Below are 26,027 nucleotides of genomic sequence, written 5' to 3' on the forward strand. Positions count from 1 at the left end.
ATTAATAAATGGCTAATTTACCATAATTTTCTGACTTATTTCGTGTTAAAAATCACCATTTCTTACCCCTGATCTGTTCACCATAACAGAGATATACTAAAAAGCCTCATGCAAATGCATGAGGCCTAAAACCATGGTTAGTGCCGGTTTTTACTTTCCAAAAAGCAGCACGTCACTAACAACGACTTCGGTAACATAGCGTTTCTCACCATTTTTGTCGTCGTAGCTGCGATGCGTCAGCTTGCCCTCTATGGCCAGCTCTTTACCTTTTGTTACATACTTCTCGATAATTTCGGCTGTTTTTCCCCATGCAGTCACATTGTGCCACTGGGTATCGGTTACGCGCTCACCCTTGTCGTTCGTATAGCTTTCATTAGTAGCTAGTACCAAACGGGCAAGTTTTTTACCTGCTTCAAAAATTTTGATCTCAGGATCTGCTCCTGCGTTTCCTATCAGCTGTACTTTGTTTTTTAATGCATTCATGGCGTGTAAAAAATTAAATGTTATTGTTAAATCATTTCCTGCTGTAGCCTAATTATCGTAGTTTCAGCCTTGCAAAGTTGCGGTAACAGCGAAAGTTTATCCGGTTATTAACCACTTAAACTCGGTTGTAGTTATTTGTAAGCGTTTGTAAACGGATTAATTTTTGTACATTTATATTAAAATCAGTCGATTATGCAGGCAGAGATCAATAAAGTAGAATTACGTAATTTAAGAGTAGAAGATTATAAAGAACTTCGCCTTTCCATGCAGCATGCCTACAAGGAAGTCGATATGGATATGGAAGAACCTTATTGGGGCGAAAAAGACATAAAAAGACTGCTTAAAATTTTCCCCGAAGGCCAGTTAGTAGTCCTTGTAGACGACAAAGTAGTAGGCTCTGCCCTTTCTCTTATCGTAGACCATAAAAAAGCAACTACAAATCATACTTACGAAAAGATCACTGGTAATTATAGTTTTGACACCCACGACTACGAGGGCGAGGTATTATATGGAATAGACGTTTTTATTGATCCTGCCTACAGAGGATTAAGACTGGGACGTCGTCTGTATGAAGCCCGTAAAGAACTTTGTGAACAGCTTAACCTTAGATCGATAATATTTGCCGGAAGGATGCCCGGCTACAATGAACATTCTGAAGAGCTTACCCCAAAGGAATATATTGAAAAAGTACGCTTAAAAGAAATACATGATCCTGTATTGGCTTTTCAGTTAAGCAATGATTTCCACGTTATAAAAGTAATGCGCAACTATCTTGAAGGCGACAAAGACTCTCAGGATTATGCCGTACTTATGGAATGGAACAATATTTATTATGACAAGAGTCCGGTGCTTATTAATACCCGAAAAAGTATTATTCGTTTGGGCTTAGTACAATGGCAGATGAGGCCATTAGCAAATGTGGAAGCACTTTTTGAACAGGCTGAGTTTTTTATCGATGCTGTTTCCGGGTATGGAAGTGACTTTGCGCTGTTTCCAGAATTGTTTGTGGCACCGCTTATGGCAGATTTTAATCATCTTAGCGAAGCAGATGCCATTAGGGAAATTGCGCGTTACTGTGAGCCTATAAGAAAGCGTTTCCAGGAAATGGCAATATCCTACAATATTAATATTATTACCGGAAGCATGCCAATGGTAGACGATGGTAACCTGTATAATGTAGGCTTTTTGTGCAAACGCGACGGAACATCAGAAATGTATACCAAAATACATATAACTCCTAATGAAGTAAACTATTGGGGAATGGTAGGTGGCAATGAGATCAGGACTTTTGATACCGATTGCGGTAAAATAGGCATTATGATATGTTATGATGTAGAGTTTCCTGAACTGGCACGGCTGATGGCCGATGATGGTATGAACATACTGTTTGTACCTTTCCTTACTGATACACAAAATGGATATACCCGTGTAAGGCATTGTGCACAGGCACGCGCTATAGAGAATGAATGTTATGTTGCTATAGCCGGTTGTGTAGGTAATCTTCCTGGGGTTAATAATATGGATATCCAATATGCTCAAACCGGAGTATTTACACCTTCTGATTTTTCATTCCCGTCAAACGGTATTAAGGCAGAGGCAACCCCAAATACAGAAATGACCATTATTGTAGATGTAGATATTGACCTTTTAAAAGAACTACATGAATTTGGTAGTGTACGTATACTAAAAGACCGCCGCCATGATCTTTATAAACTTAGAAAAAGTGCCAGTGCTAAAGCAGAAACACCTTTTGAAGCAAAAGGAGGAAGATTCGCCATAAAAACATCTAAGATACACGAGGTAAAACCGGAAACAAATGATACTGAAGTCAAGCCTGTAAAGGCTAATTCAAGAACAACAAAAAAGAACGACTAAACAATGACGCGTAACTGCCCTGAATGCGGAGACAAAATAATAGGCCGCGAAGACAAGAAGTTTTGCAGCGATGCCTGTCGCAATGCTTTTAACAACAAGATCAATAAAGACAGTAATAATTTTATGCGCAACATAAACAACAAACTGCGCAAAAACTATCGTATTCTAAGTGAACTGAATGTTGAAGGAAAAACCAAAACCACAAAATCGAAACTCACGAGCAAAGGTTTTGATTTTGAGTACTTCACTAATCTACTGCTCACAAAAAACGGCAATACCTATTACTTTGTTTATGAGCAGGGTTATATGCCCCTGGAAAATGATTATTACATATTAGTTAGAAAAGACATTTCTTAATGCAACACATATCTATTTTAGGCTGTGGCTGGCTTGGTTTGCCATTAGCAAAGGCTTTATTAAACGATGGTTTTACCATAAAGGGATCGACCACTTCTCCACATAAAATTACTACACTAGAGAATGCAGGTATTACTCCATATACTATCACATTAAGTGCTAAAGAAGTTTTAGGTAACATATCCGATTTTCTAAGTGGCAGCGACATCCTGATTATTGATATTCCTCCCAAATTAAGAGGCGAAAATAGTGAGCTTTTTACCGATAAGATTCAGGCATTACTGCCTCATATTGAAACATCCGGCATTAAGAATGTTATCTTTATAAGTTCTACAGCTGTCTATGCAGATGATAATACTGTTGTTACCGAAGATACTCCTGCAAAACCTATTACTGAGAGTGGCAAACAACTATTAGAATCTGAAAAAATACTCCAGGCAAATCCAAATTTTAAAACTACGATACTACGTTTTGGTGGATTAATTGGTGAAGACAGGCATCCTGTAAAACATCTTGCAGGCAAGGAAAATATTGAAAACCCAGATGCTCCCATAAACCTTATTCATCAGGAAGACTGTATTGGTGTTATCCTAAAAATTATTGAACGGAAAACTTGGGGTGAAATCTTTAATGCGGTTGCGCCTTACCATCCTACGCGTGAAAGATACTATATAAAAAAAGCAACCGACTTAGGTCTGCCTACCCTTAAATTTAGCCAAAAAAATGAGTCGACAGGTAAAACGGTTGCTGTTAAAAAAATTGAAGGAATATTAAAATATTCCTTCAATACAGCATTATTGTAACCATTTAACACTACTTATTGGGGGCAACAAGCGTAAAATTGGTTGGTTTGGTGGGCGCAAAGTAATGGAAATATTAATCCTGATTATTACGGATTTTCCGCAGTTAACAGAACTTTAACGAATTTGCTTTTTTTAAAGAACATTTTATTTAAAAAAAGCGTGATATTTGTAGGAAATGTGCCAAAACAGCAAAACACTTCTAGTCGGTATCTCTATAAACTTAAATTCAGTGTTACTGGCCTCCAAATCATCAATTTTATGTTTGGGTATTCTTTAATGACATAAAATTTACAGTAGTGATTTCTGATAAGTCACTAATACACTATCTAATATAATGAGAGAGACAGAAAAATGCAATTGCGCCATCGTTGCAATTAACTTATTTTTAACAATTGAATTTTACTCATAAAAAATCCCGAAACAAGTTCAGGATTAATTACTAAAGATTTGTCAAAACATTGGGGGAATCTTTATTATTGTTGAAATTAGGTGGCAATGAATTTTACTTTGCTAACTAATTCTGTAAGTATTTTTAAGTAAGTGGTGATTTTTTAAATGTATCCCTGACTACGCGCTTCATTAATAAGTGCCTCATCATCGCCGGTAACATCAAGCGTTCGCTTTATTTTATATTTTCGCTTTTCTATAGCGCTATCAGATAGCGGAATGTACTTGCACAAATTTTTATTTTTAATGCCTTTAGAAAGCAACAGGATAATTTTTATGTCTACATCGTCGAGCAAAATTCCTTTTTCCTGACGCTTTAGGAAATTTAGAATAGTTTTAGAATAGTATGTACTATTACTCAATACCGCTTTAAAACCATCGGCAAGTTCGTCTGTTGTACAGTCACTCTTATTTATAAATCCTTCGGGTATAACTTTTTGAAGTATACTGCTCATGATCTCCATTTCTTTGTGCATGGTCATCATAATGATCTTGCAATTAGGCATAGCTTCTCTTAAAAGCATAGCCATATCCTCCCCTGAATGCAAATGCTTTTCAAGAAATTGTGGTATACTATAATCCAGTATGGCCAGGTCAAATGGTATCTCTCTGTGACTTTCTATTATCTCATATCCTGATCTGCAATCATGCGCTTTTGTAAACTTTAGTTCGTTAAAATTATCCAACATTTTAAAAATAGAATGATAGCCCTCAAGTACCACTCCATGATCATCAATCGCAAGAACCTGTAACACTTTTTTCAACTGTGTGGTATTTATTTAATGCATAACAAAATTATATTTTAAATACGGAATGAAATTGCGGAAAAACCGCAATTAACATTTCGTTGATTTTTACCTATAAAAACGAAAAAAACCTATACTATTCACTAATATAGGTTTTTTATATAATTCTTACAATTTAATCTCTTACCAAATTTTCACCCTTTTGTCTGGCGCGATATACATACCGTCGCCTTCTTTTATTCCAAAAGCAGTGTAAAAAGCATCTACGTTTTGCAAAGGCACGTAAGCGCGATACATCCCCGGCGAGTGCGGATCTGTTTTAACCTGGTTCTTAATTGCCTCGTCTCTTGCTTTGGTTCTCCAAATGGTAGCCCATGAAATAAAGAAACGCTGCTCCGGAGTATATCCGTCTATAAGTCCGGGATTACCGTTTTCTTTAAGGTATAACTGTAATCCATCATAAGCAGCATTCACACCTCCAAGATCACCAATGTTTTCACCAAGTGTAAATTTACCATCTACAAAGATACCTGGCAGTGGCTGTAAAAGACTGTACTGATCTGAAAGATTTCCGCCAAGACCTGTAAATTTCTCAAGATCTTCATCACTCCACCAGTTTACAAGATTACCTTCTTCATTGTAGCGTGACCCTGAATCATCAAAACCATGTGATATTTCATGACCAATTACTGCACCAATTCCGCCATAGTTTACAGCTTCGTCTGCTTTATAGTCATAGAAAGGCGGCTGTAGTATCGCTGCAGGGAACACAATCTCATTATAAGATGGGTTAAAGTAAGCGTTAACAATTTGCGGAGCCATATGCCATTCTGACTTATCTACCGGTTTGTTAAGTTTATCAATATCCTCTTTAAAGTTCCATATATTAATGTTACGCGTGTTACTAAAGAAAGTACCACCTTCTTCAGTACCTAATATTGTTAAAGCAGAATAGTCTTTCCACTGATCTGGGTAGCCAATTTTTACACTTAACTTACGTAGTTTGTTAACAGCATTCTCTCTTGTCGATTTTGCCATCCATGGTAATCTGTTAATACGGTTCTCAAAAGCAAGCATTACATTCTTGATCATGCTTTCTGCTTTTGCTTTTGCTTCTGCAGGAAATTTTTTCTCTACATATAGTTTACCTAATGCTTCTCCTATATTACCATTTATAGTTTGTAGTGCATTTTTATCACGACTCTCTTCTTTAATAGCTCCTTTTAGCGTTTTGTTATAGAATTCCCAATCAGCCGTTTCGATATCTGTAGAAAGCATTCCTGATGTGTGGTTGATCAGCGTCCATTTCATATACGCTTTCCAGTCTTCTATCTTATTTTGTTTTAAGATCTCCTGTAATGCTGTCATGTATTTTGGCTGCGATACAATAACAGTTTGCGGCTGACCCATACCTACTGCCTTTAAATAATTAGTCCAGTTTATAGCCGGAGTAAGTTTTTGAAGTTCGGCAACTGTCATTGGGTTGTACGTTTTTCTGCTGTCTCGACGCTCTACCCTGTCAAGCCTTGGTGTTGCCATAGCTGTTTCCAATGCAAGTATTGCTTTTGCCTGTTTAAGAGCATCTGCATCTTTGTATCCTAGGTATTTAAGCATTTTAGCAACATGCTTCACATAAAGGTCACGTTTCTCTTTAGAATCTGCATCGTCAGAAACATAATAGTCCCTGTCCGGTAACCCTAAACTTCCTGCGCCTACATATATAGCGTTCTTGTTACTGTCTTTAGCATCGGCACCAATACCTACACCAAAAAATCCAAGACCACCTTCCTGCTCCATTTCGGCAAGCAGTACTTCAAGATCTTTTACATTTTTGATCTTATCTATTTTTGCCAGATATGGTTTTAATGGTGCTATACCCTGTTTGTTACGGGTTACAGTATCCATTATGGTTTTATAAAGATTAGCTGCTTTACCCTGATCTGATTTTGGTGACAGGTTTTTGTTAGCCGCTGCTTCTTTTAATATTGCAAGTGCATCGTTGTTTGTGTTTTCACGAAGTTCATCAAAACTTCCCCAACGGGTTTTATCACTAGGAATTTCGGTTTTATCAACCCAGGTACCATTTACATACCTAAAAAAATCGTCGTTTGGTTTTACCTTCTTATCCATATAAGATAGGTTAATACCTGGTTTCTGCTGTTTGGCAGCAGGAGTTTGTGCATTACAAACTGTACCGGCAAGTACTAATGCCGATGCTGCAAGTTTTGCATTGATGTATAATTTCATAGTTTACTGTTTTTAATCCTTACGTACAAAAATATAAAGTTAGCCTCAACTGCCTACTGCAAAATTGTTAAATGTGCAGTAACACAATTATTTTAGCTTTTGTAAATCATATTATTCTATTTTTATAACCCGTTGTTTCTTAATTTTGCAAAAATTATACCTCATGCTCAATTTTTTCAAAAAATATAGATTTTTTTTCCTGGCAATGGCAATCCTTTCTGCTATTATTCTATACCTGTTTAATACTGCGCTTACGCCAAAAAAATTCCTTAAAATATACAGTCCGGCCGATGTAAGTCCGGAACTCGTAGACACTACCATTCAGTATGTGAGCCGCAATCATAAAATTGCCGATTTTTCTTTTACCAATCAAAATGGCAAGACCATTACCCAAAACGATTATAAAGGAAAGATCTATGTGGCCGATTTCTTCTTTACAACCTGTCCAACCATCTGTCCTATCATGACCGATAATCTTACCTGGCTGCAGGAACAAATAAAAAACGACCCTAAAGTAATGATTTTATCGCATTCTGTAACACCGGATATTGATAGTGTACCTGTGCTTAAGGCATACGCCGAAAAGAAAGGAGCTATAGACGGGAAATGGAATATGGTTACCGGAAAAAAAGAAGACATTTATTATATAGCCCGAAAATCATATCTGGCAGTAAAAACAACTTCTTCTAAAGACCTGTATGATATGGTACATACCGAAAACTTTATACTGGTAGACGGTAAAGGAAGAATTAGGGGATTTTATAACGGTACCAACCTGGATAAAGAAGTGAAAGGTGAAAAGAATGTGAAACAATTGCTGGAAGACATTAAATGGCTTTCTGCTAATGAAAAATAGGGCAGATAAGATATAATTTGTACTTTCGCAATCTAAAATCATTCTAAATAACTTTGAGAACCACACTTGCAAACCTTAAGAAAGGTCAGAGAGCCGTTATAGTCGATTTGAATATAGATGCCATTCCATTAAAATTACTTGAAATGGGGTGCCTGCCCGGCAATGTTGTGGAACTTTTACAAATAGCCCCACTGGGCGACCCTATTTACATTGATGTTAACGACAGCCATGTTGCCATTAGACTGGAAACTGCTGCCGAAATTGATGTAGAAATTATAACCGTATTGTAATGGCAGCCCAAAACATAAAGATCGCATTAATAGGTAATCCTAATACCGGTAAAACATCTGTTTTTAATCACCTTACGGGACTTAACCAACAGGTAGGTAATTATCCAGGCATAACTGTAGAACGAAAATCAGGAGCTTGTAAACTGCCTAATGGTACAAAAGGAACTATTCTTGATTTACCTGGTACATATAGCCTTAATGCCAGTTCTATTGACGAAAATGTGGTTATAGAACTACTGCTCAATAAAACTGATAAAGATTATCCGGATGTTGCTGTAGTGGTTACCGATGTTGAAAACCTAAAGCGAAACCTGCTTCTTTTTACACAAATAAAAGATCTTGAGATCCCTACCATATTGGTCATCAATATGTCCGACAGGATGGAGCGTAAAGGTATATCGCTTGATATTGCTTATTTGGAACAGCAGCTTAAAACCCGCATTGCTTTAGTAAGTTCACGGAAAGGAACAGGTATAGATACCCTTAAAGGGCTTATTGTAAATTACCATAGCCTTTCTACCGAGCCCTGCCTTAATGCATCCAGTATAGACCCGGAATACTTTAACGGATTGCGCAATGTATTCCCTACACAGCAATTGTACAAGCTTTGGCTTGTTATTACTCAGGACGTTAACTTTGGTCAGTTGGAGCGCAATGAATTACATAACAGTTCGTTTGCAAAGTCCAAACCAGAACTTAAAAGACTCCAGCAAAAAGAAACCATAAAGCGTTACCAGTTTATAAACGATGTTCTTAAAACAGGACAAACCATAGACAACTCTAAAGCAAAAGACCTCAGGGCAAAACTAGACAGGGTGCTTACTCATAAAGTATTTGGCTATGTTATTTTCTTTGGGGTATTGATGTTGATTTTTCAATCGATATTCTCGTGGTCGAGCGTACCAATGGATTTCATCGATGAAAGTTTTGCTTCTTTAGCATCTTATACCGAAGCCCATATGGCCCCCGGAAAACTAACCGATCTTATTTCCCAGGGAATTATTCCGGGTATAGGCGGTGTGGTTATATTTATTCCGCAAATTGCCTTCCTGTTCCTGTTCATATCAGTACTGGAAGAAAGCGGATACATGAGCCGTGTAGTTTTCCTGATGGATAAAATAATGAAGCGTTTTGGCCTTAGCGGAAAAAGCGTTGTGCCATTAATATCGGGTACTGCCTGCGCGATTCCAGCAATTATGGCGGCACGAAATATAGAAAACTGGCGCGAACGCCTTATTACCATATTGGTAACTCCTTTCACTACGTGCTCTGCAAGGCTGCCGGTATATACAATACTTATATCGCTAATCATTCCAGAGAAAATGATCTTCGGCCTTTTTAACCAGCAGGGACTGGTACTAATGCTATTGTACCTGCTTGGTTTTGGTGGTGCCATACTTTCTGCTTGGATATTAAACAAGATACTACAGGTAAAGCACAAAAGCTTTTTTGTTGCCGAAATGCCTAATTATAAGCTGCCATTATTTAAAAACGTAGTACTTAACGTACTTGAAAAAACAAAGGCCTTTGTATATGGTGCAGGAAAAATTATCCTTGCCCTTTCCATCCTTATCTGGTTTATGGGATCGCATGGTCCAGGTGAGAAATTCAGCCAGGCTGAAACTATAATATCCAGTCAGCCGGAAAACAAAGCACTCCCGGAAGATCAGCTAAATGATAAAATTGCGGCTTACCAATTAGAGAACTCTTATATAGGTATTGTAGGTAAATCTATAGAACCGGTCATTAAACCACTTGGTTATGACTGGAAGATCGGTATTGCCATTGTAGGCTCATTTGCAGCACGTGAAGTCTTTGTAGGCACACTAGCAACCATTTACAACATTGGCAGCAGTGGTGAAGACGAAGCAACAATAAAACAACGCATGAATGCTGAAGTAGACCCAATAACAGGCAAAAAGATATTTAATTTTGCAACCGGGGTATCATTATTGCTGTTTTATGCTTTTGCAATGCAGTGTATTAGTACACTCGCCATCACCAAGAAAGAAACCAACTCATGGAAATGGCCGCTTATACAATTATTCGGAATGAGTGGTTTTGCCTATGTAGTTTCACTTATTACTTACCAACTATTAAAGTAAGCTTATGAACATTCAGGAAATTATAGTATACATACTGGTAGCAGGTGCTGTATTTTTCCTTCTAAAGAAGTTTTTCTTTAAGAAGAAGAAAAAAGGAGGAGATTGCGGTGGCAGCGATTGTGGTTGTCATTAATTAACTCAAAAAATAAACCCGCAAGACGTAAACGTTTTGCGGGTTTATTTTTTACTTCTCCGTAATAATTAACAACGGGATTTTTATCTTATGCCGCACAGCATTTACTGTTGTTCCTAAAACTATATCTTTAAACCAGTTGTGACCGTGAGCACCTAATATCAGGATATCAAAGTCTCCGGCTTCATTAATAATTAAAGGTATCTGCTGTTTAGGGCTACCAAAATTAAGGCGTGTAGAAATGGTATATCCTTTGTCTTCCAGAGCTTGTTTGTATTTATCCAGATAGTCTTTATCACTACTGGTTTCAAAATCATTTGCCTGATCGCCATACACCATTGCTCCTACGGTTTCTACAATATGTATTAAGGTATAATGTGCTTCCTTACCTCCCATTTGCAAAGCACTTGAAATCGATTTACTGTCGGTAGTCGAGAAATCCAGTGCTATGGCAATATTTTTATACACCAATACTCCCGGTCGTTCGTTTACAATTACCTCATCAATATGAGGCACTAACTTGGCAGATCGTTTCTTCTTTTGAACGAAAGGCTCAACAATAATATACAAGAGTAAAAATAAAGCTGCAAGTGCAACAGGCACTACCAGTGCCCATATATAGATAGGGTTTTCTGCTTCTGTAACCCATGTGGAAATCTCATCATAGACCAGTTTTGCATTAAGTGAAACAATAACGAGTGCAATGACCCACGAAGCAGTTTTCGTAAATTTTCCAATGGCAAATTCACCCATTTTGCGTTTGTCGCTCACAAAGTGAATAAGAGGCACGATGGCAAATCCTAACTGAAGACTCAGCACTACCTGACTAAACAACAGCAGTTTACCGGTAGACTCTTCTCCAAAATATAATATGGTTAGAAATGCAGGGAGTATCGCAATCAATCGGGTAACAATACGGCGTACCCAAGGTTGTATCCTAAGATTAAGATAACCTTCCATCACAATTTGACCGGCAAGAGTTCCTGTAATCGTAGAGCTTTGACCGGCAGCTATAAGCGCCAGCGCAAACAGTACCGATGCCCAACTGGTACCTAATAGTGGTTCCAACATTTTGTGTGCATCCTGGATATCGGCAATTTCATGGAGTCCGTTATCAAAGAAAGTGGCAGCAGCCAATATAAGTATGGCAGCGTTTACAAAAAAGGCAAGGTTAAGTGCAATGAATGAATCCACAAAGTTGTAGCGTATCGCCTGCTTTATACCTTTAAAAGTACGTTCAAACTTTCTGGTCTGCACCAGCGATGAATGCAGGTAAAGGTTGTGCGGCATCACCGTAGCTCCTATAATACCAATTGCGATATACAAAGCTGCACTATTAGGAATTGACGGAATTAATCCGGCAGCCACCTGGGCAATATCCGGTTTCGCAAAAAACATTTCAGCAAGGAAAGACATTCCGATAATTGCAATAAGCGCAATAATAAAAGCTTCCATTTTCTTGATGCCTTTATTTAAAAGGAACAATAGCAAAAAGGTATCCAGCATGGTAATGCTCACACCCCAAAGCAGTGGTATGTCAAACAAGAGCTGTAATCCTATCGCCATTCCCAGTACCTCAGCAAGGTCGCAGGCAGCAATGGCAATTTCGGCTAAGCCATATAAAAAGTAATTTATTCCTTTAGAGTAAGTTTCACGGGAAGCCTGGGCAAGGTCACGACGGCTTACAATACCCAAACGTGCACTAAGGCTTTGCAGCAGCAAGGCCATGATGTTAGACATTAACAATACCCATAACAGCTGATAGCCAAATTGGCTACCTCCGGCAATATCGGTTGCCCAGTTGCCCGGATCCATATAACCCACGCTAATCATATAAGCAGGTCCGAAAAAAGCCAGTACTTTTTTCCAGACAGAAGTGTTTTGTATGATCGTTACCGACTCATGAACTTCTTCTAACGAATTACCGCCTTTTTGATTCATTAGATTAGTTTTACAAATAGGTTACCTGCAATTTTATTAGATACCGTTACCTCTTTATTGTCTACACGAAGGGTAAGGGAAAGGTCAAAATCTTCTTTAGACACCACCTCAAGGGTAGATCCTAAAGCAATTTGTTGTTTGTCGAGGTATTGCAAGAAAGTAGATGAACTATCTTTAACCCCTACACATATCGCCCTGCGTCCGGCAGGAATTTCAGAAAGCAGCTGTTTCTCTATCTTAGCAATCTTACCTTCTTTATCGGGTATAGGGTCACCGTGCGGATCTTCGGTAGGGAAGCCTAAAAACTCATCGAGTTTGTTAGTTAACTTTTCCGATTTTATATGCTCCAACTGTTCGGCTACATCATGCACTTCATCCCATGAAAAATCGAGTTTATCTACAAGAAACACCTCCCATAAACGGTGCTTCCTTACAATCATCAGTGCCATGAACCGACCTTGATCTGTAAGTTCTACCCCCTGGTATTTCCTATAGATTACAAGTTCTTTTTCTGCTAGTTTCTGTACCATATCCGTCACCGATGAAGGTTTACTTTCCATTACATTCGCAATAGCATTAGTAGTAACACCTTTCGTAGAGGCAAGAGATAAATGGTAGATAACTTTTAAATAATTTTCTTCAGAATATGTCATTAAGCACTAATTAGTAAGCAAATATACTCAAATATCTATTTGCATTAAAAATATTTTTAGTCTAGCCTAAAAATAAATTAATAAATTCTGTTTTACACTTTATTAATTATACGATAAAAACACTGTTAGCGGTTGATAATACATTATTTAAAGAGGCTTATAAATCCATTTGCAAAGGCGTTAAGAGTCAGACTGCCAAATCTGTAACAAAAAAGCTTGCGGTTATGGTATTGGCTAAAAAATGCGTATCTTTACACCCTATTTTAAATTAACTTTTTAAAGAATAGTACTATGTATCCAGAAGAATTAGTAAAACCAATGCGTGCTGAACTTTCAGAAGCTGGTTTTAAAGACTTATATACTGCTGATGCCGTTAAAGATGCAATGTCACAAGAAGGAACTACCCTTGTAGTAGTAAACTCTGTGTGCGGTTGTGCAGCAAGAAATGCAAGACCAGGTGTTAAAATGAGCCTTGCAGGTGATAAAACACCTAATAATCTTATTACTGTTTTTGCAGGTGTAGACAAAGAAGCGGTAGACGAAGCAAGGGGCTTTATGTTCCCTTTCCCTCCATCTTCTCCAAGTGTTGCCTTGTTTAAAAATGGAGAATTGGTACACATGTTAGAGCGTCACCATATTGAAGGACGCCCGGCTGAACTAATTGCTGAAAATCTTAAAGATGCTTACCAGGAATTTTGCTAGTAAGCAGCTCTTATTTTAAAAACCACGCTTAGGCGTGGTTTTCTTTTTTTCAGGTACTATGCAGGCATACTAAATCTTTTTATTTTTAATAAAAAACACATTACTTTTACGCGAATTTTTAAACGATACATGGAAAAGATATTATCCTATCCCATATCCATACTATATTACCTGGTTTTCCTATTGTTCCTGCTTATTTTTCATCCGGTTCAATGGGTTTGTTTTAATGTATTTGGTTACAAGGCACACAAGAAAAGCGTAGACATTTTAAACGGATGCCTTATCAGGACATCACATTTATTAGGTAATACGTTCGAATTTAACAATATAGATAGAGTACCTGAGGGCGTACCGCTTATTATAGTGGCTAACCACCAGAGTATGCACGATATACCGCCTATAATATGGTTCATGAGGAAATTTCACCCTAAATTCATCAGTAAAAAGGAGTTAGGAAAAGGAATACCTAGTGTTTCATACAATTTAAGGCATGGAGGTTCCGTTTTAATAGATAGGAAAGACCCCAAACAAGCATTACCCGCCATTAAGCAAATGGCCGAGTACATTGAGAAGAACAACCGATCTGCAGTTATATTTCCGGAAGGCACCCGAAGCAAGACAGGAGTGCCAAAGAAGTTTTCTGAGAATGGCCTTAAAATACTTTGCAAGTATGCCCCATCGGCCTACATCGTGCCTATAAGCATAAATAATTCGTGGAAAATTGTACGATTCGGACAATTTCCCTTAGGTTTGTGCAACCGTTTAACTTTTACAATACAGGAGCCTTTTGCAATTAAGAATATCCCTTTTGAAGAAGTAATGAAGAGAACAGAGAATGCCGTAATACAAGGAATAAAAAATTAGAAATTATGTCTACAAAGAATATCCGACTGGAAGTAATGCAGTTTCTGGAGAAAAATATTGACACTTTTGTTGATAGTTACCTCATCCCGGTCGAAAAAATATGGCAGCCAAGTGATTTACTGCCTGACTCTCAAAATGAAAACTTTTTTGAAGAGGTAAGAGAGCTACGCGAGATCGCTAAAGATCTTCCGTATGATTTTTGGGTAGTACTAGTAGGTGATACCATTACCGAAGAAGCTTTACCAACCTATGAGTCATGGCTTATGGATGTTGAAGGTGTAAACCAGGTAGAAGAAGGCGGAAACGGATGGTCTAAATGGGTACGTAACTGGACAGGCGAAGAAAACCGTCATGGTGATTTGCTTAACAAATACCTTTACCTATCAGGCCGTGTAAACATGCGCGAAGTAGAGATTACATCACAGCATTTAATAAATGATGGTTTTGATATTGGTACCGGTCGTGACCCATATAAAAACTTTGTATACACTAGTTTCCAGGAATTAGCAACCTATGTATCACACAACCGTGTATCGCAGCTTGCTAAAAAATATGGCGACAATAAACTGTCTAAAATGTGTAGGCTTATTGCCGGAGACGAAATGCGCCACCACCATGCTTACAGCGAGTTTGTAAACAGGATTTTCCAGGTGGATCCAAGCGAAATGATGCTTGCCTTCCAATACATGATGAAACAAAAAATTGTTATGCCTGCTCATTTCCTTAGAGAATCAGGACAAAAAATAGGCGAAGCATTCGAACAGTTCTCTGACTCAGCACAACGTATAGGCGTTTATACTGCTCAGGATTATGTTGAAATTCTACAAAAGCTTATTGACAAATGGCAAATTGATAAAATTGATGGTTTAACTGCAGATGCAGAAAAAGCCAGAGATTTCCTTATGAAACTTCCGGCAAGAATGGCAAGAATATCTGAAAGACTTGTTATTCCTGAAGAATCACATATCTTTAAATGGGTGCAGCCTGCACTTATTAAATAAAGAATTCAAAGCCGCTTAATAGCGGCTTTTTATTTATCTTTTATATCATCCGATTGTAATAAATTATAGCTAAAACACGCTTTCATCTTTGCTATTCTTTGCATCTTTGCAGTATAATTTTCTACCCCCATGAACAACCTCATCGACAACACCAAAGCCTTTGTAAAACGCCAGCTTGAAAACGCCGAAGGCGGACACGACTGGTTCCATATAGAACGTGTATACAACAATGCTTTACACATTGCTAAAGGCGAAGACTGCAATTTAACCATAGTACAATTAGGAGCACTATTGCACGATATTGCCGACAGTAAATTTCATGATGGTGACGAAACGATTGGCCCGGCAACGGCATGGAAATTTTTAGAGCAGGAAAATGTGCCTGAGGATATTATTATCCATGTGGTAAACATTATAGAGAACATATCCTTTAAAGGAGGTCATAACGAAAAGAAGTTTCATTCGATAGAGCTTGATATTGTTCAGGATGCCGACAGGTTGGATGCATTAGGTGCCATTGGTATTGCCCGTACTTTTAATTATGGCGGGTTCAAGAACCGAACGATTCATGATCCATCTATCGCTCCAAATCTTAACATGACCAAAGAAGAGTACAAAGCAAGTACTGCTCCTACCATTAATCATTTTTACGAAAAACTGTTACTACTTAAAGACAGGATGAATACTAAAACAGGTGCAATAATTGCCCAAGGGCGCCATGAATATATGGTAAACTTTCTATCGCAATTCTATGCTGAATGGGATGGTGAAAAATAGTTTTTTAGCAAATCGAGTGTTGTTTCATAAATAGGCTTACGCTGCGTTTTGGCCAGCAGCCAGCCTAGAAAACTTATCACAAAAATATCTTCCAGCCCCGATCGTGTAGCTGTTAACAACACCTCTACTGAATTCCTAAAAACAGGTGTAGTAAGAACTTCAGGCTTTAGCAAATACTTTTCTATAAGATTAACATAAACCATTGCCCGCTCTTCGCCCACACTTAAAAGATATTTTTTATAATGCCTTTTAAAACTCTTAATCCGCGATAGCGCAAACTCTGTGTGTTCTAGCTGAGTATGCATTAATATCTCTACCAGATTTTTCCTGATAGCCCAGTCCATACCCATTTTCTTTTCATACCAACTATCAGAATGGTTAAAGGCAACCATTAGCTTACTGGCTGAGCGGCCATCATCCTGCTGCAGGTGAAAGACAATCAAAGAAAGCCGAAGATCGTTTATATCGGCAGGATCGGCTTTTTTGTTTTGCTGTAAGGCCTTCTCTGCAATATGTACCGCATTCCCCGGATTGCCCGAGTAGTTATCGGTAAGTGATCTTAGCAAAAAGTAACGCAGGCAAAAACGGCTGTAGTACCTGCTATTTTGTTTTTGTAATTGCTCCATCATTTTATCTAAAAACACTTTAGCTTTATCAAACCTTCTGTTCCTAAAGTGGATGTTTGCCATGAGGTACAAAATATGAATATGGTAGTAAGAGTGTTTTTCTGCCAAGTCTTCTTTGCTGTTTATAAACGCATAACTCTTGGTTAAAAAGGGTTCGATCAGGCTGTAATTGCTATTAATGGAAGCATACTCATTAGCCATGAAAAGTATATGATATAACGACTTAAAGGTTAATATCTCTTTTATAGAAATGCCCTGCGATTCGATTGTATTTTTAATGAACAACTGAAAGTCTACGATTTTCCCTTTATGATGAATCTCGGTTAGTTCCCTTCGCAGTAACGCATATCCAAGATTAAGTTGTTCCTCCTGATCCAGTTTTTGTTTGTTGGCTTTAAATTTTTCAATAACCGCGTCTAATGGCAATACCGGATTAAGATGTGCATACTGGATTTGGATATGGTAGATTTCGTTAAGTAAATTAAAATGCTCTAATGCTATGGATTTAGTTTCGGCTTTTGCCAAACATTTAAATGCCGATTTATTAAGTTTATGCTCAAAGAAAACGCGCGTTATCACTAACAAACGCAATACCTCGTGTTCTTCGTTAGTGTCGTTCTCAAAGCTCCTGTTGGCCATGAATTCTACAAGGTTATCATAAAGTCTTTTGCTAAGTGCATGATAGGCATTAGTTGTTTTTTCTTGAATAAAAGAATTTTTTATTGCATTTATATCGTCACTTATTAAAAAATTAAACAGTTCAATATTATGTACATCTTTACGCTTGTTCTTTTTATTAAGATGCATCGTAAACGCTTTAATATCTTCATTACTCATAATATGTATCACTTCCTGTATGGCATTCATAACATTGAATTTATATTCTTTAAAGATATAAATTTACATTTTATATCGTAAGTTTTTAATGATTTATGATTTTTATCGCTTTCCATTTTAGCGGAGATTTGACTTACAATTTAAAAACAAAAATTATGGAACCGCTAAAAACACCAGAAACAAACAATGTTCAGTCGAAAAATGAAAAACTGAATGCACAAAATCCTTTAAAACCAAGTAATGCCTTTGTGGGTGCATCATGGATGACACTGCTTATAGGAATAAGTGCTTTTTGTATTGGCCTTTTTAATGCCGAAATGGCCCTTAATGAAAAAGGTTATTATTTCACAATCCTACTCTTCGGGCTCTTCTCTGTAATATCAGTACAAAAAAGTGTACGCGACAGACTTGAAGGTATAGCTGTAACCGACCTTTATTATGGTATAAGCTGGTTTTCGACAATTGCAGCAATAGTTCTTTTAATAATTGGGTTATGGAATGCCGATATGTTTCTAAGTGAAAAAGGCTTCTTCGGGATGGCATTTGCACTGAGCATGTTTGCTTCGATCGCTGTACAGAAAAACACCCGTGACCTAAAACAATTTGACGACCACAATATATAACCCTTAGCGGATGCCTCATGACTGATACATTTTTGTAAAGGTTGTGGGGCTTTTTTTACTGATATTAGGAATTGTTAAAATTAAAAACAAATGAAGATCTTATTTCTTACATTTAAATAAATTTCCAAACTATGGGATCGATCCAAAAAGAATTATCCGAGCTTGTAGCTAACAATGTCATAACTGTCACTACAGCAAAGGATATTGAAAACTACTACGCTCTAAAAAAAGAACCTCAGGGTAACGCGTTACTTACCATTTTTGGTTCGCTGGGTGCTATATTAGTAGGACTGGGTATCATATTGATATTTGCCCACAACTGGGATACCTTTTCGCAAACCACAAAAACGCTGCTGGCACTACTTCCATTATTTGTGTTTCAGGGATTAACTGCCTACTGTATCGTGAAGGAAAAAAGCAGTCTATGGAAAGATGCTTCCGGTATATTATTGTTTTTTGCCATAGGTTCATCAATGGCATTGGTAGCACAGATATATAACATTCCGGGCGACGTAAGCAGTTTTTTGTTTTCATGGATCATTTTAGGTATGCCGCTCGTTTATATCTTACGCTCTAATACGCTGGCATTCCTGCAAATTATATTTGCCACTTATTATGCTGTAGAAGCTGGCTATTTTAACCCAGAAAGGCCTTGGCCGTACCTGTTCTTTATTGCTGCTTTACTTCCTTTTTACGTAAAACAAATAAAAACAACTCCAGAGAGCAATGGTGTATCAATATTCAATTGGCTTTTGCCGTTAAGTGGTATTATTTCGTTAGGTGCTTTTCTTAAAGGCGGTAATGAATGGTCCTTAAGCATCCTTATCTATATTGCTTTTGCCTGCTTGTTGTACAACATTGGTATGCTGCCTTATTTTAGGGACAGAAAAACAAGACGTAACGGTTACTTATGCCTTGGTCTTGTTACTATAGTAACACTATTGTTAACAACCTCCTTTAGATGGTTTTGGGAGGAAATTGTATATCGCGAGTCTCCTGCGCCTGTACTCGTAGGATGGGGAGTATTGATCGCTTTAGGATTAGGTATAGCCTATTATACCAAAAGAGGCAAGTATGGCATCAATCCCTTTCAGGCTGTCACCTTTATCTTCCCTGTTATTTTCTTTGTAGGTATGGCCGACACTTTCATTCCGGTTATACTTATTAATGTATTGATACTTGCATTAGGCGTAGGCTGCATTAAACAAGGAATCAATAAAGTCGATTTCAAGGTGCTCAATTTCGGAATGGTGATGATCTCAACGCTCATCATCTGCCGATTTTTTGACACCAGCGGATCTTTTGTTATAAAAGGATTACTGTTTGTTGCTGTGGGTGTAGGCTTTTTTGCAACCAATTACATCCTTATTAAAAAGAAAAAGAACAACCCTGTAAATTCTGCTACTCATGAAAACTAAATATCTAATCATAGCCTTTGTAATTACCGCATTGTTACAGGCCGCTGTACCGCTAAAAATGATTTACGACAGTGAAATGACCGAAAAGCATGGTACTGAATACAGATTCAGAACAACACCTATAGATCCTACAGATCCGTTTAGAGGCAAATACATTACTTTGGATTTTGAAGCCGAAGCCGTAACCACTCAGGACACCACCTGGGTGAGAAATGAGAAAGTTTATGCTTCCTTAGGCAAAGACAGCCTTGGATTTGCTACTATTACCAATGTATCCCGTGAAAAACCAAGCGACAAGACCGATTATGTTGCTACAAAAGTGGGCTATTACTATGGAAGAGACTTACACATCGACCTGCCATTTGAGCGTTTTTATATGGAAGAAAGCAAAGCTTATGAGGCTGAAACCGCTTACAGGGAATACAACCTCGCTGCTGTTAAGTTCATGCCTGCTTATGCTATTGTAGCCGTAAAGGATGGCAATGCTGTTCTTAAAAATGTTATAATTGACGGCATACCCATGAAGGAATATGTGCTGAAACAAAGAGAGAAAAGTAAATAAAAAAGGAGGCTATTAGCCTCCTTTTTCTTCAAATATGAATTTGATTATTTTCCAGGGAAAACTGCTTTCCTTTTTTCAAGAAATGCAGTAGTACCTTCTTTAAAATCTTCAGTTCCAAACGACTCACCAAAAGCAGCCACCTCAACATTATATCCATTAACACCATCTTCATAGTTAGCGTTAATAGCGCTAATAGCTTTAGCAATAGCAACCGGAGAGTTTTTCATAATTTTAGCAGCAATGCCTTTACAAAAATCAAGAAGTTCTGCCTGTAGTACTACATGATTCACCAGTCCGTATGCTTTAGCTTCTTCTGCATTTATCATGCCGGCAGTCATAATCATTTCCATAGCACGCCCTTTACCTACTAATTGTGGTAAACGCTGTGTCCCTCCATACCCCGGAATAACGCCTAGAGAAACTTCAGGAAGACCCATTTTAGCATTGTCTGATGCTATTCTAAAATGAGCTGCCATAGCAAGCTCTAGTCCACCGCCCAGTGCAAAACCATTAACCGCAGCAATAACAGGAGTAGAAAGGTTTTGTACAAGATCAAACAATAATTCCTGACCCAATGCTGCCAGTTTTTCACCTTCGCTAACATTAAAATCAGCAAATTCAGCAATATCTGCACCAGCTACAAAAGCTTTTTCTCCGCTACCCGTAACGATAATAACCTGAACGCTTTTATCTGCGTCCAGTGCTTTAAATGCTTCGTGAAGTTCCAATATCGTTGCTCTGTTAAGTGCATTTAATTTTGTTGGCCTGTTAATGGTAACAACAGCAAGGCCGTTGTCCTGTTCTGCAAGTATGTTTTCGTAATTCATGAGTGTGTTTGTTATATGTGTTTGCTAGTATCTTCGCTAAATTCGGCAGGGTTTGTTATAGGCAGCGTTACTAAAAACTCAGTACCCATACCCGGCTCGCTTTCAAAAGTAATAGTGCCGTTATAATTTTCTACAATGTTCTTTATAATACCTAGACCAAGACCCATCCCGCTGGTTTTGGTAGTAAATTTCGGTTCAAAAATACGACGTTTGTTCTCAATAGTAATACCCTTACCATTGTCTTTAACCGAAATTTTTGCAGCATCGCCTTCACGGAAAACTCTAACCTCAACAATTGGATCATGCTCCGTTTCCGGAATCGCCTGTATAGCATTCTTAACAAGATTGGTAATAATCCTGATAAGCTGCGTTCTGTCCATACGTGTAATGATCTGCGCCTCTTCGGCTATGTAGGTAATGTAATTTTCATTGAATATCTCCAGCGCCAGCTGTACAATCTTAACCACATTAAGGGTTTCATTCTGCTGGGCAGGCATTGATGCAAAGCTGGAAAACGCCGATGCTACAGAGCTCATCGTATCGATTTGCTGGATAAGCGTCTTCGAGTATTCGTCAAGCTTCAGCCTGATATCCGGATGCTGCGGATCGAACTTGCGTTGGAAACTCTGCACCGTTAAACGCATTGGCGTTAGCGGATTCTTGATCTCGTGTGCCACTTGTTTTGCCATTTCGCGCCAAGCCTGTTCACGTTCACTCTGCGCGAGTTTGGCAGCACTTTCGTCAAGATCATCTACAAGGTTATTATAAGCATCTACCAGCAGGCTGATCTCCTGCGGGGTATCACCCATATCAATCTTTTCGTTCACGGCATTATCTGCACTCAATCGGGTTTCCTTTATCCTGTCACTGACCTCCTTGATAGACTTCGTAATGTAGCTCGAAAGGAAATAGGCTATAATGATCGAGATAAGCAGCATGAAAGAATACACCTGGAAAAAACGGATAAGAAAGTTGTTAAGTTCTTTCTCATAATAACCGTCGTCTTCTATATATGGCAGGTTAAGTATGCCTAAGGGTTTAAACTTGGTGTCTTTAATATAGCTGTAAGCCGACCGGTACCTTTTACCTTCATTCGATTTAAGGTCTACATACCTTTTCTCGGCAGTAGATCGAATAACTCGCAGTATCGATTTTGGGATAGTGTTATTAATAGTATCTACAGAAAAGGCTGCTTTAGATGATTTTAGCAAATGCCCATTAAGGTCGTAGATGTTAATCTCCATACCGTGAATATTTGCCAGTTCGTGAATCCTTTCCCTAAATATTAATGGAAGATTCTCGGTAGTAAGTGGATATGTAGTATTGGCAAGTATGTAATTAATGTGCTCTTTAATAGAGTTCTCCTTGCGTTCAAGACGATCGTGGTGATAGTCTTTTGCTTCTTTTCTAAACTGGTATATACTTACACCCGCAATAAGACACGAGGCTATAAGTGTAATGAATATCATCGACAGAAATATTCTTACCCTTAACGACCACCTCTTTATCTTAAACTTTTCCTTCATGCTCTAGGATTGGTTTTTTTCGCGTATGCGTTTGTAAAATTTATAACCCAGCATTAGGAGTATGCTAAATGCCATAATGCCTATTACACCATAGATCCAGTTAACGGCATTCTTTAAAATTACCAAAAATACTACAGCAAACAAAATAAGGGTAGCCCCTTCGTTCCAAAGCCTCATAAAGCCGGTAGTATGTTTTACCTCATCATTTTGTAATTGCTTAAATATCTGGTGGCATTTTAAATGGTAGAGAAATAATAAAAACACAAATCCCAGTTTAACATGCATCCACGGTTGGTTTAGCCATTCAGGCATAAGTAAAAGCAGTGTTATAGCAAAAACACTCGCCAGTACTGCCGATGGCCATGTAATGATGTACCACAGCCTGTAAGACATGAGTTTGTATTGTTTTATAAGTATTTCTTTCTCGGGCGATGGTTTATCATTCGCCTCTATGTGGTATACAAACAACCGCACAATGTAAAATAACCCGGCAAACCAGGTAATTACAAAAATGAGGTGCAGTGATTTTATATAATTATAATATTCCATTATTCTTTGTCTTCATTATAATGAGCAGCCATCTCTTTCTTTAAAAATATTCCGGTTACAATGGTAGAAAGTACATCAGCAATAGGGAAGGCGACCCACACCCCAAAAATACCAAAAAACTGCGGTAAAATTAAAATGAGCGGAATCAGGAAAAAACCCTGTTTGGAGAGCGTGAGCAGTAATGCTTTTGTAGCCTTGCCCGCGGCCTGAAAATAGGCCGCACCTATAAGCTGTACTGCAATAATAGGCGATGCAGCAAATACCCATCGCAATGCCTCTGGTGTATCTCTAATAATTGCGGGATCGGTAGTAAAAACAGCTGTTATCGGTTTCGCAAAAAACAATATGATCACAAAAATAAAAATAGCCAGTGCTCCGGCATATTTTATGGCTAATGATACCGATGCTTTTACCCTATCAAAATTATTCGCTCCATAATTATATCCGGCTATCGGCAAAAAACCTTGGGTTATACCCAATACAGGAAACAGTGCAAACATGAGCATCCTGCTAATAATGCCATAAACGGTAACTGCATTTTCGCCGCCCTGAGTGTACAGTGTATGATTCAGGATTATAGCCAGTACGCTTATAACACCCTGACGGGCAAAAGTAACAAAGCTTAATGAGGTGATCTCGCCCGCTATTTTTTTATGGAATGTAAAATGATGCCATTGCAGTCGCAACTCACTCTTGTAAATAAAAAACCATGTTATGTATACAAAACACAGGAAGAAAGACGAGGCTGTAGCCAATGCCGCTCCGTGTATTCCCCAGCCAAATATTTTTATAAACAGTATGTCCAGTACCACATTAGTTATTGCCGATAAGATCATGGCAGCCATAGCGTGTTTGGACTTGTCTTCTGCCCTGATAACACTTGTACCCATCATACATAAAGCCTGAAAAGGCACAGCAAGCAGTATGGGTAAAAAGAACTCTTTTGCGGGTGCCATAATAGCACCATTCGCGCCAAAGAGATACAGTATCTCATCGCCAAAAAAGAGCCCAAATATCACAACGATAGATGATAACCCAAAGGTCATCATGATCTGGTGTGCAAAAGTAGCCAGGGCTTTTTCCCTGTTACCGGCACCTAACGAACGTGATAACACAGAACCTCCTCCTGTACCTATCGCCATACCCAATGACGATATAAAAAAGGTAATAGGCATAACGACAGATAGTGCGGCAATTGCCAGCGAACCTATCCATCGGCCAACAAAAATAGTATCAATCAGGATATTAACCGTAAGAAACAAAATACCCACAGATGCCGGCACAGACTGCTTTATGAGCAGTCCTTTAATGTCTTTTTTTGCTAAATCCTTAGATGATACCGTCATTAAGCTACCGGTGTTTCAGCATGCGCCCATTCGTTAATCCAATTGGCTGCAACGCCAGTCCACTCCTCGCTATCATTAAGACATGGTACTGCAAGGAACTTTTCGCCGCCATGCTCTTCAAATTCTTCTTTAGCGCGCATTGCGATCTCTTCCAGGGTTTCAAGACAGTCGGCCACAAAAGCCGGAGTGACTACAGCCAGTTTTTTAATGCCATTAGACGGCATTTTGTTTATTTCAACATCAGTATAAGGCTCTAGCCATTTATCGCCCGCTAAGCGCGACTGGAAAGTAAGTGAGTATTTTTCTTTTGGGATACCAAGCTGTTCAATAACAAGTCTTGTTGTTTCATAACACTGGTGGCGGTAGCAAAACTTATGTGCTGCCGATGGTGTTGTACAACAGCTGCTGTCTATCTTACAGTGCGATTTAGTAACATCTGTTTTTCTGATGTGACGCTCCGGTATACCGTGGTAGGAAAATAATAGATGATCATAATCAAACCCCTGAAGTGAGCTTTTTATAGAATTGGCCAATGCCGTAATGTAATCCGGTTTATTATAAAACGCAGGAACATCGGTAAGCGTCATTTGTGGGAATTTCTTCTTTCTTATCTCTTCTGCAAGCACTAATATCGTTAGTGTAGAAGCCATTGCATATTGAGGGTACAACGGGAAAAGCAATACCTCTGTAACACCCTGATCAGCCAGTTCCTGAAGCCCTGTTTCTATAGATGGTTTACCATAACGCATGGCTAATGAAACCGGTAATTCTGTTTTCTTCTGTACCTTTTTATGCATTCTTTCAGAAAGTACAATAAGCGGAGAACCTTCTTCCCACCATATTTTTTTATAGGCTTCCGCCGATGCTTCAGGTCTTTTGCGCAGTATAATACCGCGCACTAAAAGCGCTCTTAGCAAGTAAGGTACGTCTATAACATACTTATCCATTAAAAACTCATCTAGGTAAGGCTTCACGTCTTTTGGTTCCGGGCTGTTTGGTGATCCCAGGTTTACTAGCAGTACTCCTTTCATCTGTTTATCAAAAATTTATTGTGTTGTTTATTCCCAACTGCCATTGGTTTGCAAAAACCGTGCGACAAGTGGGTTTTATTTATTTAATTTCATAAGTTTGTTTAAACACCATTTCAATTCATCCTGTTCCGTTCCATATTCTAATATATAGTTTGGTGTATCATAATCAGAGATATTGAAACCTTCTTCGATATCATTATACCATATTACTTTTTCTCCAAATATAGCTACAACCCAAAATCCTCCTCCGTCATTACCATACAAAAGTTCTTGCCATTTTTCAGGTTCAATTTTAATTTGTTCCCAAAAAATTAAAAGCTCATCCTTAAGTTCCGGTACGGTTTTTTGAATTTCAAAATATAGCTCTTCCAAAGAAATTGGTTCCCACATATTCATATCGTT

26 protein-coding genes are annotated in these 26,027 nt (G+C 38.2%); 14 read left to right on the forward strand and 12 right to left on the reverse strand.

Annotation, left to right across the window (positions count from 1 at the left end):
• Positions 1–150: 150 nt before the first annotated feature.
• Positions 151–483, reverse strand: a complete 333-nt coding sequence (locus EPI11_RS10495) for a single-stranded DNA-binding protein (protein WP_128389925.1) — start codon at positions 481–483, stop codon at positions 151–153.
• 192 nt (positions 484–675) lie between these two features.
• Here EPI11_RS10495 and EPI11_RS10500 point away from each other — a divergent pair, with 192 nt between their 5' ends.
• The 3 genes from EPI11_RS10500 to EPI11_RS10510 are packed head-to-tail and all read left to right on the forward strand — an operon-like array spanning position 676 to position 3,518.
• On the forward strand, positions 676–2,358 hold the full coding sequence (locus tag EPI11_RS10500; RefSeq protein ID WP_241657615.1) for a bifunctional GNAT family N-acetyltransferase/carbon-nitrogen hydrolase family protein: 1,683 nt from the start codon (positions 676–678) through the stop codon (positions 2,356–2,358).
• 3 nt (positions 2,359–2,361) lie between these two features.
• Complete coding sequence (locus EPI11_RS10505) at positions 2,362–2,715, forward strand: hypothetical protein (protein ID WP_128389926.1); 354 nt, start codon at positions 2,362–2,364, stop codon at positions 2,713–2,715.
• Positions 2,715–3,518, forward strand: a complete 804-nt coding sequence (locus tag EPI11_RS10510; RefSeq protein ID WP_128389927.1) for an SDR family oxidoreductase — start codon at positions 2,715–2,717, stop codon at positions 3,516–3,518. Before EPI11_RS10505 ends, EPI11_RS10510 begins: the two co-directional genes overlap by 1 nt.
• A 551-nt stretch (positions 3,519–4,069) precedes the next feature.
• Here the strand turns inward: EPI11_RS10510 and EPI11_RS10515 are convergent.
• Positions 4,070–4,720 carry a response regulator gene (locus EPI11_RS10515; protein ID WP_241657618.1) on the reverse strand — a complete coding sequence of 217 codons (651 nt, stop codon included), beginning with the start codon at positions 4,718–4,720 and terminating at the stop codon, positions 4,070–4,072.
• Positions 4,721–4,894: 174 nt separating this feature from the next.
• Complete coding sequence (locus EPI11_RS10520) at positions 4,895–6,958, reverse strand: M13 family metallopeptidase (protein WP_128389929.1); 2,064 nt, start codon at positions 6,956–6,958, stop codon at positions 4,895–4,897.
• A gap of 163 nt (positions 6,959–7,121) precedes the next feature.
• Between EPI11_RS10520 and EPI11_RS10525 the strand changes: the two genes are divergently transcribed.
• From EPI11_RS10525 to EPI11_RS10540, 4 genes are read left to right on the forward strand one after another with little or no spacing between them, the layout of a single operon-like run.
• Positions 7,122–7,814 carry an SCO family protein gene (locus tag EPI11_RS10525; RefSeq protein ID WP_128389930.1) on the forward strand — a complete coding sequence of 231 codons (693 nt, stop codon included), beginning with the start codon at positions 7,122–7,124 and terminating at the stop codon, positions 7,812–7,814.
• 53 nt (positions 7,815–7,867) lie between these two features.
• On the forward strand, positions 7,868–8,104 hold the full coding sequence (locus EPI11_RS10530; protein WP_128389931.1) for a FeoA family protein: 237 nt from the start codon (positions 7,868–7,870) through the stop codon (positions 8,102–8,104).
• On the forward strand, positions 8,104–10,209 hold the full coding sequence (gene feoB, locus EPI11_RS10535; RefSeq protein ID WP_128389932.1) for a ferrous iron transport protein B: 2,106 nt from the start codon (positions 8,104–8,106) through the stop codon (positions 10,207–10,209). Before EPI11_RS10530 ends, feoB begins: the two co-directional genes overlap by 1 nt.
• A 4-nt stretch (positions 10,210–10,213) precedes the next feature.
• On the forward strand, positions 10,214–10,342 hold the full coding sequence (locus EPI11_RS10540) for a FeoB-associated Cys-rich membrane protein (RefSeq protein ID WP_128389933.1): 129 nt from the start codon (positions 10,214–10,216) through the stop codon (positions 10,340–10,342).
• Between the two features lie 51 nt (positions 10,343–10,393).
• Here the strand turns inward: EPI11_RS10540 and EPI11_RS10545 are convergent, their stop codons facing one another.
• Both EPI11_RS10545 and EPI11_RS10550 read right to left on the reverse strand, forming a co-directional pair.
• Positions 10,394–12,283 (reverse strand): Nramp family divalent metal transporter, encoded by a 1,890-nt coding sequence (locus EPI11_RS10545; protein ID WP_128389934.1) that lies wholly within the window; start codon positions 12,281–12,283, stop codon positions 10,394–10,396.
• Complete coding sequence (locus EPI11_RS10550) at positions 12,283–12,936, reverse strand: metal-dependent transcriptional regulator (protein WP_128389935.1); 654 nt, start codon at positions 12,934–12,936, stop codon at positions 12,283–12,285. Before EPI11_RS10550 ends, EPI11_RS10545 begins: the two co-directional genes overlap by 1 nt.
• A gap of 291 nt (positions 12,937–13,227) precedes the next feature.
• On the opposite strand from EPI11_RS10550, the gene EPI11_RS10555 reads away from it, so the two are divergent.
• From EPI11_RS10555 to EPI11_RS10570, 4 genes are all read left to right on the forward strand, one after another.
• Positions 13,228–13,638, forward strand: a complete 411-nt coding sequence (locus EPI11_RS10555) for a BrxA/BrxB family bacilliredoxin (protein ID WP_128389936.1) — start codon at positions 13,228–13,230, stop codon at positions 13,636–13,638.
• Positions 13,639–13,767: 129 nt separating this feature from the next.
• Complete coding sequence (locus EPI11_RS10560; RefSeq protein ID WP_128389937.1) at positions 13,768–14,502, forward strand: lysophospholipid acyltransferase family protein; 735 nt, start codon at positions 13,768–13,770, stop codon at positions 14,500–14,502.
• Positions 14,503–14,507: 5 nt separating this feature from the next.
• On the forward strand, positions 14,508–15,503 hold the full coding sequence (locus EPI11_RS10565; RefSeq protein WP_128389938.1) for an acyl-ACP desaturase: 996 nt from the start codon (positions 14,508–14,510) through the stop codon (positions 15,501–15,503).
• A 129-nt stretch (positions 15,504–15,632) separates the two neighbouring features.
• Positions 15,633–16,280 (forward strand): HD domain-containing protein, encoded by a 648-nt coding sequence (locus EPI11_RS10570; RefSeq protein WP_128389939.1) that lies wholly within the window; start codon positions 15,633–15,635, stop codon positions 16,278–16,280.
• Here the strand turns inward: EPI11_RS10570 and EPI11_RS10575 are convergent.
• Positions 16,253–17,773 (reverse strand): tetratricopeptide repeat protein, encoded by a 1,521-nt coding sequence (locus EPI11_RS10575; RefSeq protein ID WP_128389940.1) that lies wholly within the window; start codon positions 17,771–17,773, stop codon positions 16,253–16,255. The two genes, EPI11_RS10570 and EPI11_RS10575, sit on opposite strands and share 28 nt — an antisense overlap.
• Positions 17,774–17,898: 125 nt before the next feature.
• Between EPI11_RS10575 and yiaA the strand changes: the two genes are divergently transcribed.
• The 3 genes from yiaA to EPI11_RS10590 all read left to right on the forward strand — a co-directional run bounded on the left by yiaA (position 17,899) and on the right by EPI11_RS10590 (position 20,346).
• Positions 17,899–18,366 (forward strand): inner membrane protein YiaA, encoded by a 468-nt coding sequence (yiaA, locus tag EPI11_RS10580; protein ID WP_128389941.1) that lies wholly within the window; start codon positions 17,899–17,901, stop codon positions 18,364–18,366.
• 131 nt (positions 18,367–18,497) lie between these two features.
• Entirely contained in the window at positions 18,498–19,784 is a 1,287-nt protein-coding gene (locus EPI11_RS10585; RefSeq protein WP_128389942.1) for a DUF2157 domain-containing protein, read from the forward strand.
• Entirely contained in the window at positions 19,774–20,346 is a 573-nt protein-coding gene (locus EPI11_RS10590) for a GDYXXLXY domain-containing protein (protein ID WP_128389943.1), read from the forward strand. The genes EPI11_RS10585 and EPI11_RS10590 overlap by 11 nt, the downstream gene beginning before the upstream one ends.
• A 44-nt stretch (positions 20,347–20,390) precedes the next feature.
• Here EPI11_RS10590 and EPI11_RS10595 read toward each other — a convergent pair whose 3' ends face one another.
• The 6 genes from EPI11_RS10595 to EPI11_RS10620 form a co-directional block, all read right to left on the reverse strand.
• Positions 20,391–21,173 carry an enoyl-CoA hydratase/isomerase family protein gene (locus EPI11_RS10595; protein ID WP_128389944.1) on the reverse strand — a complete coding sequence of 261 codons (783 nt, stop codon included), beginning with the start codon at positions 21,171–21,173 and terminating at the stop codon, positions 20,391–20,393.
• An 11-nt stretch (positions 21,174–21,184) separates the two neighbouring features.
• Entirely contained in the window at positions 21,185–22,699 is a 1,515-nt protein-coding gene (locus EPI11_RS10600; RefSeq protein ID WP_164879154.1) for an ATP-binding protein, read from the reverse strand.
• 3 nt (positions 22,700–22,702) lie between these two features.
• Positions 22,703–23,248 carry a CopD family protein gene (locus EPI11_RS10605; protein ID WP_128389945.1) on the reverse strand — a complete coding sequence of 182 codons (546 nt, stop codon included), beginning with the start codon at positions 23,246–23,248 and terminating at the stop codon, positions 22,703–22,705.
• The gene (locus EPI11_RS10610; protein ID WP_128389946.1) at positions 23,248–24,594 is read right to left on the reverse strand and encodes an MATE family efflux transporter; all 1,347 of its coding nucleotides are present in this window, start codon (positions 24,592–24,594) and stop codon (positions 23,248–23,250) included. Before EPI11_RS10610 ends, EPI11_RS10605 begins: the two co-directional genes overlap by 1 nt.
• Positions 24,594–25,625, reverse strand: coding sequence for a ferrochelatase (gene hemH, locus EPI11_RS10615; RefSeq protein WP_128389947.1), 1,032 nt, complete (start codon positions 25,623–25,625; stop codon positions 24,594–24,596). Before hemH ends, EPI11_RS10610 begins: the two co-directional genes overlap by 1 nt.
• Positions 25,626–25,700: 75 nt before the next feature.
• Positions 25,701–26,015 (reverse strand): hypothetical protein, encoded by a 315-nt coding sequence (locus EPI11_RS10620; protein ID WP_128390085.1) that lies wholly within the window; start codon positions 26,013–26,015, stop codon positions 25,701–25,703.
• Positions 26,016–26,027 lie beyond the last annotated feature (12 nt).

The sequence above is a fragment of the Flavobacterium cerinum genome (genome assembly GCF_004028155.1).
Taxonomy (GTDB): Bacteria; Bacteroidota; Bacteroidia; order Flavobacteriales; family Flavobacteriaceae; genus Flavobacterium; species Flavobacterium cerinum.

Excerpts from the sequence above, each read along its gene's own strand:
- EPI11_RS10495 (WP_128389925.1), bottom strand. The coding sequence starts at position 483 with ATGAATGCATTAAAAAACAAAGTACAGCTGATAGGAAACGCAGGAGCA.
- EPI11_RS10500 (WP_241657615.1), top strand. The coding sequence starts at position 676 with ATGCAGGCAGAGATCAATAAAGTAGAATTACGTAATTTAAGAGTAGAA.
- EPI11_RS10505 (WP_128389926.1), top strand. The coding sequence starts at position 2,362 with ATGACGCGTAACTGCCCTGAATGCGGAGACAAAATAATAGGCCGCGAA.
- EPI11_RS10510 (WP_128389927.1), top strand. The coding sequence starts at position 2,715 with ATGCAACACATATCTATTTTAGGCTGTGGCTGGCTTGGTTTGCCATTA.
- EPI11_RS10520 (WP_128389929.1), bottom strand. The coding sequence starts at position 6,958 with ATGAAATTATACATCAATGCAAAACTTGCAGCATCGGCATTAGTACTT.
- EPI11_RS10525 (WP_128389930.1), top strand. The coding sequence starts at position 7,122 with ATGCTCAATTTTTTCAAAAAATATAGATTTTTTTTCCTGGCAATGGCA.
- feoB (WP_128389932.1), top strand. The coding sequence starts at position 8,104 with ATGGCAGCCCAAAACATAAAGATCGCATTAATAGGTAATCCTAATACC.
- EPI11_RS10540 (WP_128389933.1), top strand. The coding sequence starts at position 10,214 with ATGAACATTCAGGAAATTATAGTATACATACTGGTAGCAGGTGCTGTA.
- EPI11_RS10545 (WP_128389934.1), bottom strand. The coding sequence starts at position 12,283 with ATGAATCAAAAAGGCGGTAATTCGTTAGAAGAAGTTCATGAGTCGGTA.
- EPI11_RS10550 (WP_128389935.1), bottom strand. The coding sequence starts at position 12,936 with ATGACATATTCTGAAGAAAATTATTTAAAAGTTATCTACCATTTATCT.
- EPI11_RS10555 (WP_128389936.1), top strand. The coding sequence starts at position 13,228 with ATGTATCCAGAAGAATTAGTAAAACCAATGCGTGCTGAACTTTCAGAA.
- EPI11_RS10560 (WP_128389937.1), top strand. The coding sequence starts at position 13,768 with ATGGAAAAGATATTATCCTATCCCATATCCATACTATATTACCTGGTT.
- EPI11_RS10565 (WP_128389938.1), top strand. The coding sequence starts at position 14,508 with ATGTCTACAAAGAATATCCGACTGGAAGTAATGCAGTTTCTGGAGAAA.
- EPI11_RS10570 (WP_128389939.1), top strand. The coding sequence starts at position 15,633 with ATGAACAACCTCATCGACAACACCAAAGCCTTTGTAAAACGCCAGCTT.
- EPI11_RS10575 (WP_128389940.1), bottom strand. The coding sequence starts at position 17,773 with ATGAATGCCATACAGGAAGTGATACATATTATGAGTAATGAAGATATT.
- yiaA (WP_128389941.1), top strand. The coding sequence starts at position 17,899 with ATGGAACCGCTAAAAACACCAGAAACAAACAATGTTCAGTCGAAAAAT.
- EPI11_RS10585 (WP_128389942.1), top strand. The coding sequence starts at position 18,498 with ATGGGATCGATCCAAAAAGAATTATCCGAGCTTGTAGCTAACAATGTC.
- EPI11_RS10590 (WP_128389943.1), top strand. The coding sequence starts at position 19,774 with ATGAAAACTAAATATCTAATCATAGCCTTTGTAATTACCGCATTGTTA.
- EPI11_RS10595 (WP_128389944.1), bottom strand. The coding sequence starts at position 21,173 with ATGAATTACGAAAACATACTTGCAGAACAGGACAACGGCCTTGCTGTT.
- EPI11_RS10600 (WP_164879154.1), bottom strand. The coding sequence starts at position 22,699 with ATGAAGGAAAAGTTTAAGATAAAGAGGTGGTCGTTAAGGGTAAGAATA.
- EPI11_RS10605 (WP_128389945.1), bottom strand. The coding sequence starts at position 23,248 with ATGGAATATTATAATTATATAAAATCACTGCACCTCATTTTTGTAATT.
- EPI11_RS10610 (WP_128389946.1), bottom strand. The coding sequence starts at position 24,594 with ATGACGGTATCATCTAAGGATTTAGCAAAAAAAGACATTAAAGGACTG.
- hemH (WP_128389947.1), bottom strand. The coding sequence starts at position 25,625 with ATGAAAGGAGTACTGCTAGTAAACCTGGGATCACCAAACAGCCCGGAA.
- EPI11_RS10620 (WP_128390085.1), bottom strand. The coding sequence starts at position 26,015 with ATGTGGGAACCAATTTCTTTGGAAGAGCTATATTTTGAAATTCAAAAA.